The sequence below is a fragment of the Sphaerisporangium sp. B11E5 genome (assembly GCF_039871875.1).
Lineage (GTDB): Bacteria > Actinomycetota > Actinomycetes > Streptosporangiales > Streptosporangiaceae > Sphaerisporangium.
Map to the genome: position 1 here is coordinate 21,326 of NZ_JBDPMD010000031.1, position 13,870 is coordinate 35,195.

Here is a 13,870-nt window from a genome sequence, read left to right on the forward strand (position 1 = left end):
ACCGGCGGGGTTCCCGGGGGTCACAGGTAGCCGGGGATGGAAGGGTGGCGCATCCCGTAGACGGTGCCCCTGACGATCGCCTCCTTGTAGCGGGCGGCGGCGCGGCCGGTCAGCGCGGCGCGGCGCGGGGTGTCGTCGCTGCGGACGAACTGGACGATGCCGTCGTCGCGCCCCAGGCTGACGCACTGGTTGAAGTAGCGGAAGCGCAGGGGGCGCGGCTCGCGGCCCGCCAGGCGGGCGGCGATGGCGCGGGCGGCCTGCTGGGCGGAGGGGATGCCGGTGGCGCACGCCATGCGGAGGTCCTTGCCGTCCTCGGTGCGCAGGGCGGCCGCGTCGCCGACGGCGAGGATGTCAAGGTGGGAGACCGAGCGCAGCGTCCGGTCCACGATCACCCGGCCGTGGTCGTCCACGGCGAGGCCGGCCTCCCGGGCCAGGCCGGGCACCGCGAAGCCGGCCGCCCAGACGACGGTGCCGGCGCCGACGTGCTCCCCGCCGTCCAGCACCAGACCGTCGGCGCGGACCTCGGCCACCCGGGCGCCCTCGCGCACCTCGACGCCGAGGCGGGCGAACGTGGCGCGCAGGTGCCGGCGGGCACGCTCGGACAGGCCGGGCCCTGGCACGCCCTCGGTGACCAGGCGGACCTTCAGGCCCGGGTACGCCTCGGCCAGTTCGGCGGCCGCCTCGATGCCGGTCAGGCCGCCGCCGACGACGGCGAGCACGCCCCCGGAGGCGCTCGCCGTCAGGTGGTCGCGCAGCCGGGCGGCGTCCGCGGGGACGGCGACCGTCCAGGCGTGCTCGGCCGCCCCCGGCACCGACTCCAGGTCCGCGCGGCTGCCGAGGGCGTACACGAGCGTGTCGTAGCCGAGGTCGCGCCCGGCGCGGCCGAGCCGCACGGTGCCGGCCACGGCGTCGACGGCGGTGACCCGGTCGACCACGAGCTCGATGCGCGGCTCGACGAGCAGGTCCGCGAGCGGCAGATCGCGAAGGACCTGCCCGGCGGCGAGCTGGTGCAGGCGCACCCGTTCCGCGAACCGGTCGCTCTCGTTGACCAGCGTCACGCGCGCGTCGGTGAGCCTGGCCGTGAGCCTGGCCGTGAGGTTGGCGGCGATGACCCCCGAGTAGCCCGCGCCGATGACCACGATGTGATGCGTCATTTCCTGTCTCCTTTTCGTGTCCCGACCGGTAGACCGGAGGCGGACGCGATCCGTGACAGGAGCCGCTTGTGCAAAGCGTCACATTCGCGGCGCGGCGGCGTGTGTGAGCTTGTCGGGGTTGGTGACGGCGAGCAACGCCACGATCAGGCCGTCCGGCCCGAACTCCGGGACGGTGGCGGCGACCAGCGTGCCGCCGTCCCAGACCAGGTACGCCGGCTCGCCGTTGACCGTGGCGGACACCAGCTCGAACCCCGCCGCCCTCCGATGGTGGGCCAGGCCGACCACCAGGCGGGCCACCTTGACACGGCCCTGCACCGGGTGCGCCGCCGCCGGGGCCTTGCCACCGCCGTCGGCCCAGCTCACCACGTCCTCGGCGAGCATTTGCTCCAGGGCGGCCACGTCGCCCCGCCGGGCGGCGGCGAGGAAGCCGTCCACGATGCGCTGGTTCTGCTCCGGGGAGGTGGTGAACCGCTTGCGCGGCTCGCCGACGTGCTCGCGGGCCCGGTGGTAGAGCTGGCGGGCGTGGGACTCCTCGACGTCCAGGATGCCGGCGACCTCACGGTGGCTGTGGCCGAACGCCTCACGCAGCACGAACGCGGCCCGCTCAGGAGGCGTCAGCCGTTCCAGCAGCACCAGCATGCCCATCGACAGGGATTCGCGCTGCTCCACCGTCTCCAGGGGCCCGAGCCGCCCGTCCTCGACCGCGACGGGCTCGGGCAGCCATGTGCCGACGTACTGCTCGCGGCGGACCCGGGCGGAGGTGAGGCGGGTGAGGCACAGGTTGGCGACCACCTTGGTCAGCCACGCCTCCGGCACCTCGACCGACTCGCTGCGCTCCCAGCGCAGGTAGGCGTCCTGCAGCACGTCCTCGGCCTCGGAGACCTCCCCCAGCATGCGGTAGGCCAGGCCGAGCAGCCGAGGACGGTTGCTCGCGAACCGGTCCAGCTTGCTCATGGCCCAAGTGTGGCACCGGGCCCGCCCGGGCCCGATCTCGGTCTGTCAGGTCCGGTCGGCGGGCAGGTCGTCGGCGGCGAGGGTGTCCACCAGGCCGGCGACGAAACGGCGTTCGGCCTCCAGGACGGCCAGGCGGTACTCCTCCACCACCGGCAGCGGCCAGGCCGGGGCGGAGGCGGCCGCCGCGCGCAGCTCGCCGACCTGCGCGGTGAGGGTGAGCAGCCGGTCGCGCAGCAACGCGGCCGCCTCCTCGGGGGCGAGCGCGTCGAGCAGCGACAGGGCGACCGCGAACCGCGGGTACTCCGGGTGCGGCGTGCCGACCAGGTCGCGCATCCAGTCGCGCAGTTCCTCGCGGCCCGCGTCGGTGAGGGCGTAGACGGTGCGCTCGGGGCGGCGGGTGTCGCGCACGGTCTCCCGTTCGGCGATGAACCCCGCCCTGCGCAACCGGTCCACCACCATGTACAGCGTGCCACGGCTGTACTTCACGTGCCGGTCCTGCCCGGTGCGCATCAACCGCCGCCCGAGCTCGTAGGGGTGCATCGGCTCGGTCAGCAACCAGGCGAGCACGGCCAGCGCCAGCGGGTTGGCCACCTCGCGCCGTCGTCCCACGACGTTCCCGGTCCTGTGCGACGGCGCCGGTCAGCCCGGGTTCCGGCTTCCGTCGTCGATCTCTCCGGCCAAGGCCCGTGCCGCCGCGACGTCCTCGGGCCCGAAGCCCTCGTATCCGCTGCGTCTGTACTGCTCGGCCTGGCCGTCGATCCAGCGGCCGTGCGCCTCCCAGGCCGCTTGTTTGCTGGTGCCGAGGGCCGCGCCGATCTGCGACCACGAGGCGCCCGCGCCGCGCGCCGACCGCACCGCCAGTTGCCGCCCGTACCCGGCCTTGCGTGCCAGCACCTCACCGAGCGCGAGCAGCTCCAGCGCCTCCTCCTGGGTGAGGGGCGGCGGGCTCGTGAACCGCGTCTCGTCCTCGTCGGACGCCGCGGACGCCAGCGCGTCCCGCGTGCGCAGCTCGTCGTAGCGGGCGGCGGCGGTGAGAAGCGTGAACCGTGCGTCGATCATGTCCGGTGTGACCATGCCTCCGAGTATTTCGTCAGGCCATCTTGACGTCAAGGTCGCCTGACGATGAGACCGTCGGTCCCGTGTCGTCCAGACTGGGACGGTGATCGAGATGACGCCGCAGGAGGAGTTCGACGCGTTCCTCGGCCGGGTGCTTGCCGACGCGCGGGTGCTCGGCGTGGTGCTGAGCGGGTCGCGGGCCCGGGAGGGGATGGCGACGGCCCGGTCCGACTTCGACGTGTACGTGGTGTCGGGCGACGGGACCGAGGGGGTGGCGGCGGAGGCCCGGCGGGACGCGCGGCTCGACGTGTCGGTGATGCCGCTGGCGGAGTTCCGCACGCACGCCTCACCCGGTTCGCCGACCGAATGGAACCGTTACGCCTTCACCCACGCCCAGGTGCTGAAGGACGCCACCGGCGGCCTGATCACCGAGCTGGTCGCCGCCAAGGGCCGCCTGTCGCCGTCCGAGGCCGCCGCGGTCGCGCCCGCCGCGCTCGGCGCGTTCCTCAACGCCGTGTACCGCTGCGTCAAGAACGCCGGGAACGGCGACGCGACCGCCGCCCGGCTGGACGCCGCCGAGGCGGTCCCCTGCCACCTGACCTACGTGTTCGCGCTGCACCAGCGGGTCCGCCCGTACAACAAGTACCTCGCCTGGGAGCTGGACCGTCACCCGCTGTCCCACCCCGAATGGTCCCGCCCCCGCCTGCTCGGCCTGCTCGGCGAGGCCCTGTCCCCCGCCGCGGCCCCGGCCGTCCGGCGGCTGCTGGCCGACCTGGAGCCCCACGCCAGGTCCGCCGGCCACGGCCCCGTGCTGGACTCCTGGGGCGACGACCTGCGTCTCATGCTCGGCGGCGGAGCCGGGGAACCCGCGACCCCACCGTGGTGAGGCGGACCACCACGCCGGTGCCTGTGGTCAGCGGCCGGTGATGAGGGCGTCCAGAGCGGCGGCCTTGTCGGCCTCGGGGGGCAGGGCGTAGCGGCGGGTGGTGTCCAGGGAGTCGTGGCCGAGCAGTTCGGCGACCAGGATGGGGTCCTTGCCGCCGCGGATGAGCTGGGTGGCGAAGGTGTGGCGCAGGACGTGCGGGCTGAACGGCGCGGCGGGGTCGTCCTTGAAACCGATCGCGTCGCCGAAGCCGGTGATGATGTCGCGGGCGGCGCGGTCGCTCAGACGGCCGCCGCGGTGGTTGAGGAACACCGCGGCGTGGGTGCCGGCCCCTTTCCAGCCGGCGCGGGCTCGCAACCAGCCGGCCAGGGCCTGGTGCAGGTCGGGGTGGACGGGCAGCAGGCGGATCTTGCCGGCGTCGCGGCCTTCGCCCCGGATGCGGAGTTCGCCGCCGCGCGCGGACAGGCGTACGTCGGCCAGGTCGAGGCCGACGACTTCGGAGAGGCGCAGGCCCGCGTAGTAAGGCAGCAAAGCGAGGGCCTTGTCCCGCGGGGACGCGGCGCGCTGGACGTGGGCGACGTAGCGGCGGGCGCGCCGGGCGTCCAGAGCGCGGGGGGCGGTGCGACGCGAGTCGCGTTCGCGGCGGGCCCGGGGGCTGCCGAGGCCGCGGCGGGCGTAGAAGTCGTCGATGGCCGACAGGTAGGTGTCGATGGTGGTGGGGGCGCGGCGGCCGTCCTTGAGGTGGCGGCAAAAGTCGCGTACCGCGCCGGTGGCCACGACCGGGTCGCTGAGCGCGTCGCCGTCCAGCGCCCCGGCGTCGGCTTGACCGGCCAGCCAGGCCAGGTAGCCGCGCAGCCGGGAGACGTACTTGGTCCTGGTGGAACCGGCCAGCGGGGCGTGCTCGAGAGCGGCGGCGTAACCGGCCAGGACGGCGGAGTAAGGGGCGGACAGCGGGACGGACCGCGACCGGCGGGTGTTCCCGGAAGCCGCCGCGGCCGGGTCCGTGATCCCTGAGGGCCTGCTCCCGGAAGTCACCCGCACAGTCTACTTCCGGAAACGCGGGATTCCGGAAGTCATGGGGTACAATGGGGACACCGAGGAGTTCCCGAGCGTTGGCATTCAGGTCCGCGTCGCCCCCGGCGAACCACTACCGGCCCCTCACAAGGGCCCGGACAGGCCGGACGACCATGACGCCAGCACTTCTTCATCACCCCGCACCACGCAGCTCCGCCTCGTTCGCGGTGCCCAGTGTCGACTCCGCGCTGCGCCTCCGTCTCTCCCCGGTGCCGTATCGGCAGACCGTGGCGGACGGCGCCTGGTGGCCCTACACCCGGGACGCGGCCGCCGAACTGCCCGGCCTCATCGCCGCTGTCGACCGGCTGCTCGATCGAGTCACGCTCCGCGTCGGCTTGCACGGCGACACCTGGCGGAGCGTCCCGAGCCGCATCCAGGCACGCGGGCGCGGGGTAAGGGTCACGTGGTCGCGCCACACCGACCCGCACGTGATCACTCTGTACTTCGCGGCAGGCGAGCCGATCTTCCTGATGGTCATGCCCACGGGCGCCGCCGGCCCTGCCGGGGCCATGCCCACCGCGCAGGGCACCACCGGCTCGGGCGCCGACGGCGGCCTGGTGCTCTCGGGCCCGCCGGCCGCCGGCTCGGCCCGCCGGACGGGCGACGGCGTATCGGTCACCGGTGGCGGAAGCCGTCCCTGACCGGACGGCCACCGGCTCCGGTGTGCTCCACGTGCCGCCTGCCGGCTGGATCGAGCGGCTCAGAACCGGCCATTTCGCCGATGGGCCGCTCTCCGGCCGGCAGGCACCTCGTCCTATTTCTCAGCTCCCACGAAGGAGACATCCCATGACCGTCCTCGAAGCCGCCCCGCTCGGCGTGGCAGGCCACGTGAGGCCGACCACCGTGCACCTGTCCGGTGAGATCGACATCTTCACCAGCGCGGCGTTCCGCCGGCAACTGATGACGACGCTGCACTGCGGCACGAGCCTGCTCGTCATCGACCTGTCGGAGGTGTCGTTCTGCGACGCCTCAGGACTGGCCGTCCTCGTGGGCATCCAGCATCGCGCCCGGGCCATGGGCATCAGCGTGGCCCTGACCGCGCCCCGCCCGTTCATGCGCCGGCTGCTGCGCCTCACCGGCCTGGACCGCAGCCTGCCGACGATGGCGTGACCCGGATGCGCCTTGAGGCTCCGCCGGCCTCCACCGAGGCATACGACGGGCGGTCGCCGTTCCCGCACACCGAGCAGCACCTCGGCGGCGTCCCCGCCAGGCAGGCGGCACTGACGGCAGCGATCGTGGTCGCGCCGTTCATCGCGCTGGGCGCCGGCATCTGGCTGGCGTGGGGTGAAGGGATCACCCTGACCGACCTGCTGCTGGCCCTCGTCTTCTACGTCGTGACCGGGCTCGGCGTGACGGTCGGCTTCCACCGTCTGCTGACCCACCGCTCCTTCACCGCCCGCCCCTGGCTGCGCGTCACCCTGGCCGTGGCCGGGTCGATGAGCTTCCAGGGCAACCTGATCGACTGGGTGGCCGTCCACCGCCGCCACCACGCCTTCACCGACCAGCCGGGCGACCCGCACTCCCCCCACCGCTACGGCACCGGCCCCGGCGGCCAGCTGCGCGGCCTGGCCCACGCCCACCTGGGCTGGCTGTTCACCAGCGAGCCCACCTCGGCGGCCCGGTACGCCCCCGACCTGCTGCGCAACGATCCGGCCATGCTGCGTGTCTCGCGTGCCTTCCCCGCCTTGTGCGCCATCTCCCTGCTTCTGCCGTTCGCCGCGGGCTGGGCGATCAGCGGCGGGCTGTACGGCGGGCTGACCGCGTTCATCTGGGCCGGCCTGGTCCGTGTCGCTCTGCTGCAGCATGTGACCTGGAGCGTCAACTCCCTGTGCCACATGATCGGTGAGCGGCCGCACAGGACCCGCGGCCACGATCGCTCCACCGACCTGTGGCCGCTGGCTCTGCTGTCCTTCGGGGAGAGCTGGCACAACGGGCACCACAGCCTGCCCAGCCTCGCCCGGCACGGCCGTGGCCCGCGCCGGATCGACCCCTCGGCCGCCGTCATCAAGCTGTTCGAACGCCTGAACTGGGCCACCGACGTGCACTGGCTGCCCCCCGACGCCCTGCAGCACCGTCGTACGGTGGCCGGCAAGCGCACGCTGCGCGGCACCACGTAGCCGGCCGCCGCGCGGTGACGTGCGCCGGCCGGCGGACCTCACGGCGGCGAAGCTATGCGGAGCCGCCTGCCCGCCGGGCCAGCAGGCGGAACGGCCCCGGGGCGGCGCCGCGAAGACGGGCGGGCAGGCGCAGCCAGGCGGGCACGTAGGACTCGGGCCGCCCGCGTTCCACGGCGGCGACGATGGCGCGGGCCACCCGCTCCGGCGGGACGGGCACCGGCCGGCGCCGCGCGTACGGGGCGCCCCGCCGGGCGAAGAACGGGGTGTCCACGACCCCGGGCAGGACGACCGAGACACCGGGCGCCCCCGGGCCGCGCAGTTCGTGCCGCAGCGCCTCGGCGAACACCGTCAACCCCGCCTTCGCGGCCGAGTACACCGCCTCGTCCCGCACCCCGACGGCCCCCGCGATCGAGGACACCAGCACGACGTGCCCCCGGCCGGACTCGATCATGCCGGGCAGCAGCAGCCGGGTCAGCACCATCGGCACGACGAGGTCCAGGCGCACCAGCCGCTCCAGCTCCGCCGGCGGCATCCCGGTGAACGGCCCCGCCCACCCGGCCCCCGCGTTCGCCACCAGCACGTCCACCGGCCCGGCCGCCGCGACCAGCCCCGCCACGCCGCCGTCCCGGCCGGCCTCCCGGTCCGCCAGCAGATCGCAGGCCACCGCACGCCCGCCGGTCTCGGCCGCGACGGCGGCGAGGCGCCCGGCGTCGCGGCCGGTCAGCGTCACCTTCGCGCCACGGGCCGCCATCGCGCGCGCGGTGGCCGCGCCGATCCCCGACGAGGCGCCGGTGACCAGCACCCGCGCCCCGTCCAGCCTGCTCCCCCGTCCCACCCGGCATGCCTTCCCCCTCCCGGTGCCGGCCACGCGCGGTGACGCTCTGGTGGGGGACGCCTCCCACGGTTATAGTCATGGTCATGACTACTCATGGACATGAGTAACAGATGGCTCTGCGGCACGCGGTGCTCGCGGCGTTGCTCGACGGGGAGTACAGCGGCTACCAGCTCACCAAGGTGTTCGACGTGGGGGTCGCCGACTTCTGGTACGCGGCGCCGCAGCAGTTGTACGCCGAGCTGGCCAAGCTGGAGACCGCGGGGCTGGTGGCGGGGCGCGAGGTGCCGCAGCAGGGGCGGCCCACCAAGCGGGTGTTCACGGTGACCGAGGCCGGGATCGGGGAGCTGGCGCGCTTCGCGTCGGCGCCGCCCAAGCCGTTGCTGATGCGGGACGACCTGGTCGTGCGGGTGCACGCGGTGGACGTGCTCGACACCGCGACCGTGGTCACGCAGCTTCTGGAGCGGGCCGAGGGGGCCGCCGCCAAACTCGCGTTGTTCGAGAAGATCCTCCTGCGGCTGCGCGGGGGCCTTCCCGAGGAGACGTTCCTGCGTGAGGGCGAGCGTGTCGGGCCGTACCTGTCCTGCCTGGCCGGCTGCCGCCTGGAACGCGAGATCCACGACTGGTGCCTGCAGACCGCGCGCACCCTGAGCGAACGCGCGGCCCGGACCGGAGGGGGACAGTGATGTTCAGCCGTTATGTCGCGCTCGGCGACAGCCAGACCGAGGGGCTCGGTGACGGGGACGACGTGAGCGGGCACCGCGGCTGGGCCGACCGCCTCGCCGAGCACCTGGCCGGCGCCGCGCCGGGCCTGCTGTACGCCAACCTCGCCGTGCGCGGCCGTCTCGCGGGGCAGGTCCGCGACGAGCAGCTCGCCGTCGCCCTGGAGCTGCGCCCCGACCTGGCCACGGTCATGGCGGGCATGAACGACCTGATGCGCCCCGGCTTCGACGCCGCCCGGGTGGCGGCGGCGCTGGAGGACATGTACGCCGCCCTGACCGCGTCGGGGGCGCGCGTGGTCGGCGTGACCTTCCCCGACATCGGCGCGATCATGCCGCTGGCCCGCCCGCTGCAGCCGAGGGTGATCGCCCTCAACGCCCGCATCAGGGCCGCCGCCGCGCGCCACGGCGTCATCCTGGTGGACACCTTCCCGCACACGGTGGCCACCGACGCCCGGATGTGGAGCCGCGACCGGATCCACGCCAGCCCGGTGGGCCACGCCCGGATCGCCGCCGCGTTCGCGCACGCGCTGGAGCTGCCCGGCAGCGACGCCACCTGGACGGACCCGTTCCCGCCCCTGCGCGCCCCCTCCGCGTGGCGGGCCGCGGCCGCCGAGGCGTGGTGGCTGGCCACGTACGCGGGCCCGTGGATCGGCCGCCGCCTGCGGGGCCGCTCCTCGGGCGACGGCCGGTCCGCCAAACGCCCCCTGCTCACGCCGCTGCCGGGCGTGGACCCGGCGACCCCCTAGGGCGGGGTCATGCGGGTACTGACCTGGAACGTGTGGTGGCGGTTCGGCCCCTGGCGGCAGCGGCGGGACGCCATCATGACCACCTTGGCGGAGCTGGACTGCGATCTGATCGGGCTGCAGGAGGTCTGGGCCGAAGGGGAGGACAACCTCGCCGGGTGGCTGGCCGCGCGCCTCGGCCTGCACTGGACGTGGACGGCTTCCGACCGGCCCGGGCGCTGGCACGAGCGTGTGGGTGAGGCGACGGCGGACGTCGGCCTGGCGGTGCTCAGCCGCTGGCCCCTCGCCGGGCGTACCACGCTGCGGCTGCCGACCGAGGGCGGCCAGGACGACGGGCACCAGGCCCTGCACGCCTTGGTGGACGCCCCCGCGGGACCGGTGCCGTTCTTCACCACCCACCTGAACTCCCGGCCGTTCGAGTCGGCGGTGCGCTGCGCCCAGGTCACGGCGCTGGCCCGGTTCGTCGCCGCGCACCGGGGCCGCGGCGGCTTCCCGGCCGTGGTGACCGGGGACTTCAACGCCCTGCCCGACTCCGACGAGATGCGGCTGTTCGGCGGTCACCGGACCGCCCCGGCCGTCCCCGGGCAGGTGCTGGTGGACGCCTGGGCCTACGCCGACCCGGCCGCACCCGCCGTGACCTGGGACAACGCGAACCCCTACGCCGCGCTGCCGCACGAGCCGCCCGGGCGCATCGACTACATCCACGTCGGCCGGCACGGCCCGGGCGGCCTCGGCCGCGTCCTTTCCGTGCGCCGCGTGGGCGACCGTCCCGTGGGCGGTGTCTGGCCGTCCGACCACGCCGCCGTGCTCGCCGACCTGGCCGGCGAGGTGTGAGGCGGGTTCAGCCGCTGCGCAGGGCGCGCAGGGACTCGCGCAGCGAGCCGAGGGTCGCGAACACCGCGGTGGGTTCGTAGCCGCAGTGGGCCATGCAGTTGGCGCAGCGCGGGTCGTGGCCGCGGCCGTAGGAGTCCCAGTCGGTCTCCTCGACCAGCTCGCGGTACGTGGCGGCGTAGCCGTCGGCCATCAGGTAGCAGGGGCGCTGCCAGCCGTGCAGGGAGTACGACGGGATCGCCCAGGCCGTGCACGGGAAGTCGGCCTTGCCTTCCAGGAAGTCCAGGAACAACGGCGAATGGCTGAGGCGCCACCGTTGGCGGTTTCCCCCGGCGAACGCGGCGCGGAACAGGGCCCGGGTGTCCCTGATGCCGAGGAAGTGCTCCTGGTCGGGCGCCTTGGCGTAGGCGTACGCGGGCGAGATCATCATCTCGTCCACGGCCAGGTCGTCGTTGAGGTAGTCGAGCACTTCGATCACGGTGCGGGGCGTGTCGGTGGAGAAGAACGTGGTGTTGGTGGTCACCCGGAAACCGCGGCGGCGGCACTCGCGCACCGCCGCCACCGCCTCGTCGAACGTCCCCGGGCGGCACACCGACGCGTCGTGCCGGTCGCGCAGCCCGTCGATGTGCACGGTCCACGCGAAGTACCGCGACGGCGTGAACTGGTCGATCTTCTTGGGGATGAGCAGCGCGTTGGTGCACAGGAAGACGTAGCGTCTGCGGTCGACCAGCCGGCGCACCATCTCGCCGATCTGCGGGTGCATGAGCGGCTCACCGCCCGCGATGGACACCATCGGGGCGCCGCTCTCCTCGACGGCCGCCACGGCCTGGTCCACCGGCATGCGGCGGCGCAGCACGTCCGCGGGGTGCTGGATCTTGCCGCAGCCCGCGCACGCCAGATTGCACGCGAACAGCGGCTCAAGCTCGACCAGCAGCGGGAACTTGCGGCGGCCGCGCAGCCGCTGGCGCAGGATGTACCCGCCGATGCGCAGGCTCTGCCGCACCGGGATCGTCATGGCCGCACCTCCTCGGTCCGCGCGGCCCAGCGCGCCAGCACCGGCCCGAGGCGCCGCAGCGTCCGCCGCGCCGCCACCCCGCCGAGCACCGTGGCCGGGCTCAGCAGCGGCGCCGCCGGGGTGTCCACCACGACGCGCGCCACGGCCACCGCGGGCACGCACGTCAGCGCGGCCGTGACGAGCGGCCCGGCCTCCATGTCCACACCCCTTGCCCCCGTGGCGGCCAGTCGGCCGCGGGCGGCGCCGGTGACCAGTCGGCCGCGGGTGACCAGGGGCCCGATCTGGGCGTGGATGCCCGCCCGGGCCAGTTCGTCGGCGAGCGCGCCCGCGGACGGGCACGGCAGGGCGCGGCCCCGGTAGCGGACCTCCCCGGCGACCAGCACGTCCCCTGGCCGCAGCCCGTCGTCCAGTGCCCCGGCGAACCCGGTCACCGCGACCGCCCGGTACTTCCCGAGCCGGGTCCCGGCCCGTGAGGCGCGGCGCGGGCCCATCCCGGTGCGGACCACGGTCACCCCGTCCCCGGGCCGCAGCCCCCGGGTCACGGCCCGCGCCTCGATGCCGAGCGCGACGCAGATCGCCAGGCCGCTCACCCCGCGCCGTCCCCGGGCGGGCGCAGGTAGCGTCCGAGCGCCGTGATCGGGAAGACCAGGCGGTACAGGTGGTAGTTGATGTAAAAGTCGCCGGGGAACCCGGTGCCGGTGTGGTACGGCTCGTCCCAGGTGCCGTCCGGCCGCTGTGCGCGCACCAGCCACCGCACCCCCGCCTCCACCGCCGTGGAGCGTTCACCGGCGGCGAGCAGGGCGATCAGCGCCCAGGCGGTCTGTGACGCGGTGGAGTGGCCGCGGCCGATCCACGCGGGGTCGCGGTAGGAGCGCATGTCCTCGCCCCAGCCGCCGTCGTCGTTCTGGTGCCGTTCCAGCCACGCCACCGCCCGCCGCACCGCCGGGTCGCCCGCCGGCACACCCGCGGCGGCCAGGGCGGGCAGCGCGGCGCCGGTGCCGTAGACGTGGTTGGCGCCCCAGCGGCCGAACCACGACCCGTCCGGTTCCTGGGCGCGCAGCAGCCACGCCACCGCGCGGCGCAGCACGGCCGGGTCGGCGGGCGGCTCGGCGGCCAGCGCCTCGACGACGTGCGCGGTGACGTCCGCCGTCGGCGGGTCGATCACGGCGCCGAAGTCGCAGAACGGCAGCTTCCTGATCAGCTCGCGGGTGTTGTCGGCGTCGAACGCGGCGAACCCGCCGTCGCGGCACGCCATGCCCGCCATCCAGCGCACCGCCCGGTCGACGGCCGGCCGTGCCCCGGGGAGCGGCACGCGGCGCAGCGCCAGCACCACCTCGGCGGTGTCGTCGGTGTCGGGGTAGCCGTCGTTGTCGAACTCGAACGCCCAGCCGCCGGGACGCAGGCCGGGCCGCCGCACCGCCCAGTCCCCCGGGCCGCGCACCTCCTCGCCGAGCAGCCACGCCGCGCCCTCGGCCACGGCGGGGTGACCGGCGGGCAGCCCGGCGTCCAGCAACGCGGTGACGGCGAGCGCGGTGTCCCACACCGGGGACTGGCAGGCCTCCATGCGGCGCCCCCGCTCGTCGCGGACCGTGAAGCGGTCCAGGCCGCGCAGGCCCCGCCGCATCACCGGGTGGTCGACGGCGTACCCGGACAGGTGGAGGGCGATCAGCGAGTACACCCACGGCGGCTGGATGCCGCCCCACGACCCGTCGGCCTCCTGCCGCACCACGATCCACTCGACGGCGCGCCGCAGCGCCGCCCGACGGAGCCCCGGCAGGGGACGGCGTTCGTAGCGCCGCAGCAGCCGGTCCAGCGCGCCGAGCGTCCCGCCGGGACGGCCCCGCCGGGACGGCCGCCCGGTGCGCAGCTCGGCCAGGTCGAACGGCAGCGCCCGCACCGGCCGGTGGGAGGCCACGACGGTCAGCGGCACGATGGTCTGCCGGGCCCAGCACGCCCAGTCGTACACGTTGAGCGGGCACCACGGCGGCAGCAGGATCAGCTCGGCGGGCAGCGCGGGCAGGTCGTCCCAGCGCCACTGCCCGAACATCGCCAGCCAGATCCGCGTGAAGACCCGCGCCGCCTCGATCCCCCCGCCGCGGCGCGCGAACGCCGCCGCGGCCCGCATGTGCGCCTCCCCCGGGTGGTCCCCGGCGAGCCGCAGCGCGGTGTAGGCCTCGATGGTGGTGGACAGATCCCCCGGCCCGCCGTGGAAGTTCGCCCAGGTCCCGTCGGCCCGCTGCCGCGACCGTATCCACCGGGCCGCCTCGGCGGTGTCCTGCTCCGAGCGCACCCCGAGGAACTCCCGCAGCAGCAGGTCCTCGGCGTCCATCGTCACGTTGGTCTCCAGCTCCCCCTTCCACCACCCCCCGGGGTCGCGCAGCCCCACCAGGTGGTCGCACGCCGCCCGCAGGGCCCGCTCCGCCGCCTCGGGGAGCGTTCCTCCGGGCGCCTCCCGGGCGGCCGGGCCGGTGATCATGTCGGGGGTCATG

Annotated in this window: 16 protein-coding genes; 7 read left to right on the forward strand and 9 right to left on the reverse strand. The window is 74.9% G+C overall.

Translation table 11 applies throughout. The annotated features are described in order from the left end of the window. Nucleotides 1–20 precede the first annotated feature (20 nt). The 4 genes from ABGB17_RS24960 to ABGB17_RS24975 all read right to left on the reverse strand — a co-directional run bounded on the left by ABGB17_RS24960 (nt 21) and on the right by ABGB17_RS24975 (nt 3,182). Nucleotides 21–1,154, reverse strand: a complete 1,134-nt coding sequence (locus tag ABGB17_RS24960) for an FAD-dependent oxidoreductase (protein WP_347633599.1) — start codon at nt 1,152–1,154, stop codon at nt 21–23. A 78-nt stretch (nt 1,155–1,232) separates the two neighbouring features. Then, a complete protein-coding gene (sigJ, locus tag ABGB17_RS24965) occupies nt 1,233–2,108 on the reverse strand; it encodes an RNA polymerase sigma factor SigJ (protein WP_347633601.1) in 876 nt (291 codons plus the stop codon). A 45-nt stretch (nt 2,109–2,153) separates the two neighbouring features. Beyond that, nucleotides 2,154–2,717, reverse strand: coding sequence for a PadR family transcriptional regulator (locus ABGB17_RS24970; RefSeq protein WP_347633603.1), 564 nt, complete (start codon nt 2,715–2,717; stop codon nt 2,154–2,156). Nucleotides 2,718–2,747: 30 nt separating this feature from the next. Next, the gene (locus tag ABGB17_RS24975) at nt 2,748–3,182 is read right to left on the reverse strand and encodes a hypothetical protein (RefSeq protein ID WP_347633605.1); all 435 of its coding nucleotides are present in this window, start codon (nt 3,180–3,182) and stop codon (nt 2,748–2,750) included. Nucleotides 3,183–3,267: 85 nt separating this feature from the next. On the opposite strand from ABGB17_RS24975, the gene ABGB17_RS24980 reads away from it, so the two are divergent. Further along, the gene (locus tag ABGB17_RS24980) at nt 3,268–4,050 is read left to right on the forward strand and encodes a hypothetical protein (RefSeq protein WP_347633607.1); all 783 of its coding nucleotides are present in this window, start codon (nt 3,268–3,270) and stop codon (nt 4,048–4,050) included. Nucleotides 4,051–4,077: 27 nt separating this feature from the next. On the opposite strand, the gene ABGB17_RS24985 is transcribed toward ABGB17_RS24980, so the two are convergent. Then, nucleotides 4,078–5,082, reverse strand: coding sequence for a site-specific integrase (locus tag ABGB17_RS24985; RefSeq protein ID WP_347633609.1), 1,005 nt, complete (start codon nt 5,080–5,082; stop codon nt 4,078–4,080). 206 nt (nt 5,083–5,288) lie between these two features. On the opposite strand from ABGB17_RS24985, the gene ABGB17_RS24990 reads away from it, so the two are divergent. The 3 genes from ABGB17_RS24990 (at nt 5,289) to ABGB17_RS25000 (ending at nt 7,238) form a co-directional block, all read left to right on the forward strand. Further along, entirely contained in the window at nt 5,289–5,762 is a 474-nt protein-coding gene (locus tag ABGB17_RS24990) for a DUF5994 family protein (RefSeq protein ID WP_347633611.1), read from the forward strand. A gap of 145 nt (nt 5,763–5,907) precedes the next feature. Beyond that, nucleotides 5,908–6,231: an STAS domain-containing protein gene (locus ABGB17_RS24995; protein ID WP_347633613.1), complete on the forward strand. Its 324-nt coding sequence runs from the start codon at nt 5,908–5,910 to the stop codon at nt 6,229–6,231. A 5-nt stretch (nt 6,232–6,236) separates the two neighbouring features. After that, on the forward strand, nt 6,237–7,238 hold the full coding sequence (locus ABGB17_RS25000) for an acyl-CoA desaturase (protein ID WP_347633615.1): 1,002 nt from the start codon (nt 6,237–6,239) through the stop codon (nt 7,236–7,238). A gap of 52 nt (nt 7,239–7,290) precedes the next feature. Here ABGB17_RS25000 and ABGB17_RS25005 read toward each other — a convergent pair whose 3' ends face one another. Further along, on the reverse strand, nt 7,291–8,073 hold the full coding sequence (locus ABGB17_RS25005) for an SDR family NAD(P)-dependent oxidoreductase (protein WP_347633617.1): 783 nt from the start codon (nt 8,071–8,073) through the stop codon (nt 7,291–7,293). Between the two features lie 110 nt (nt 8,074–8,183). Here ABGB17_RS25005 and ABGB17_RS25010 point away from each other — a divergent pair, with 110 nt between their 5' ends. Genes ABGB17_RS25010 through ABGB17_RS25020 form a run of 3 tightly spaced genes read left to right on the forward strand, consistent with a single transcriptional unit; the run spans nt 8,184 to nt 10,369 of the window. Beyond that, nucleotides 8,184–8,756, forward strand: a complete 573-nt coding sequence (locus tag ABGB17_RS25010) for a PadR family transcriptional regulator (protein ID WP_347633619.1) — start codon at nt 8,184–8,186, stop codon at nt 8,754–8,756. After that, the gene (locus ABGB17_RS25015; protein ID WP_347633625.1) at nt 8,756–9,538 is read left to right on the forward strand and encodes an SGNH/GDSL hydrolase family protein; all 783 of its coding nucleotides are present in this window, start codon (nt 8,756–8,758) and stop codon (nt 9,536–9,538) included. Before ABGB17_RS25010 ends, ABGB17_RS25015 begins: the two co-directional genes overlap by 1 nt. 9 nt (nt 9,539–9,547) lie before the next feature. Beyond that, entirely contained in the window at nt 9,548–10,369 is an 822-nt protein-coding gene (locus ABGB17_RS25020; protein WP_347633631.1) for an endonuclease/exonuclease/phosphatase family protein, read from the forward strand. A 7-nt stretch (nt 10,370–10,376) separates the two neighbouring features. On the opposite strand, the gene hpnH is transcribed toward ABGB17_RS25020, so the two are convergent. From hpnH to shc, 3 genes are read right to left on the reverse strand one after another with little or no spacing between them, the layout of a single operon-like run. After that, nucleotides 10,377–11,381 (reverse strand): adenosyl-hopene transferase HpnH, encoded by a 1,005-nt coding sequence (gene hpnH, locus ABGB17_RS25025; RefSeq protein ID WP_347633633.1) that lies wholly within the window; start codon nt 11,379–11,381, stop codon nt 10,377–10,379. Beyond that, on the reverse strand, nt 11,378–11,971 hold the full coding sequence (locus tag ABGB17_RS25030) for a hypothetical protein (RefSeq protein ID WP_347633635.1): 594 nt from the start codon (nt 11,969–11,971) through the stop codon (nt 11,378–11,380). The genes hpnH and ABGB17_RS25030 overlap by 4 nt, the downstream gene beginning before the upstream one ends. Beyond that, nucleotides 11,968–13,869 (reverse strand): squalene--hopene cyclase, encoded by a 1,902-nt coding sequence (gene shc, locus ABGB17_RS25035; protein WP_347633637.1) that lies wholly within the window; start codon nt 13,867–13,869, stop codon nt 11,968–11,970. The genes ABGB17_RS25030 and shc overlap by 4 nt, the downstream gene beginning before the upstream one ends. Between the last annotated feature and the right edge of the window lies 1 nt (nt 13,870).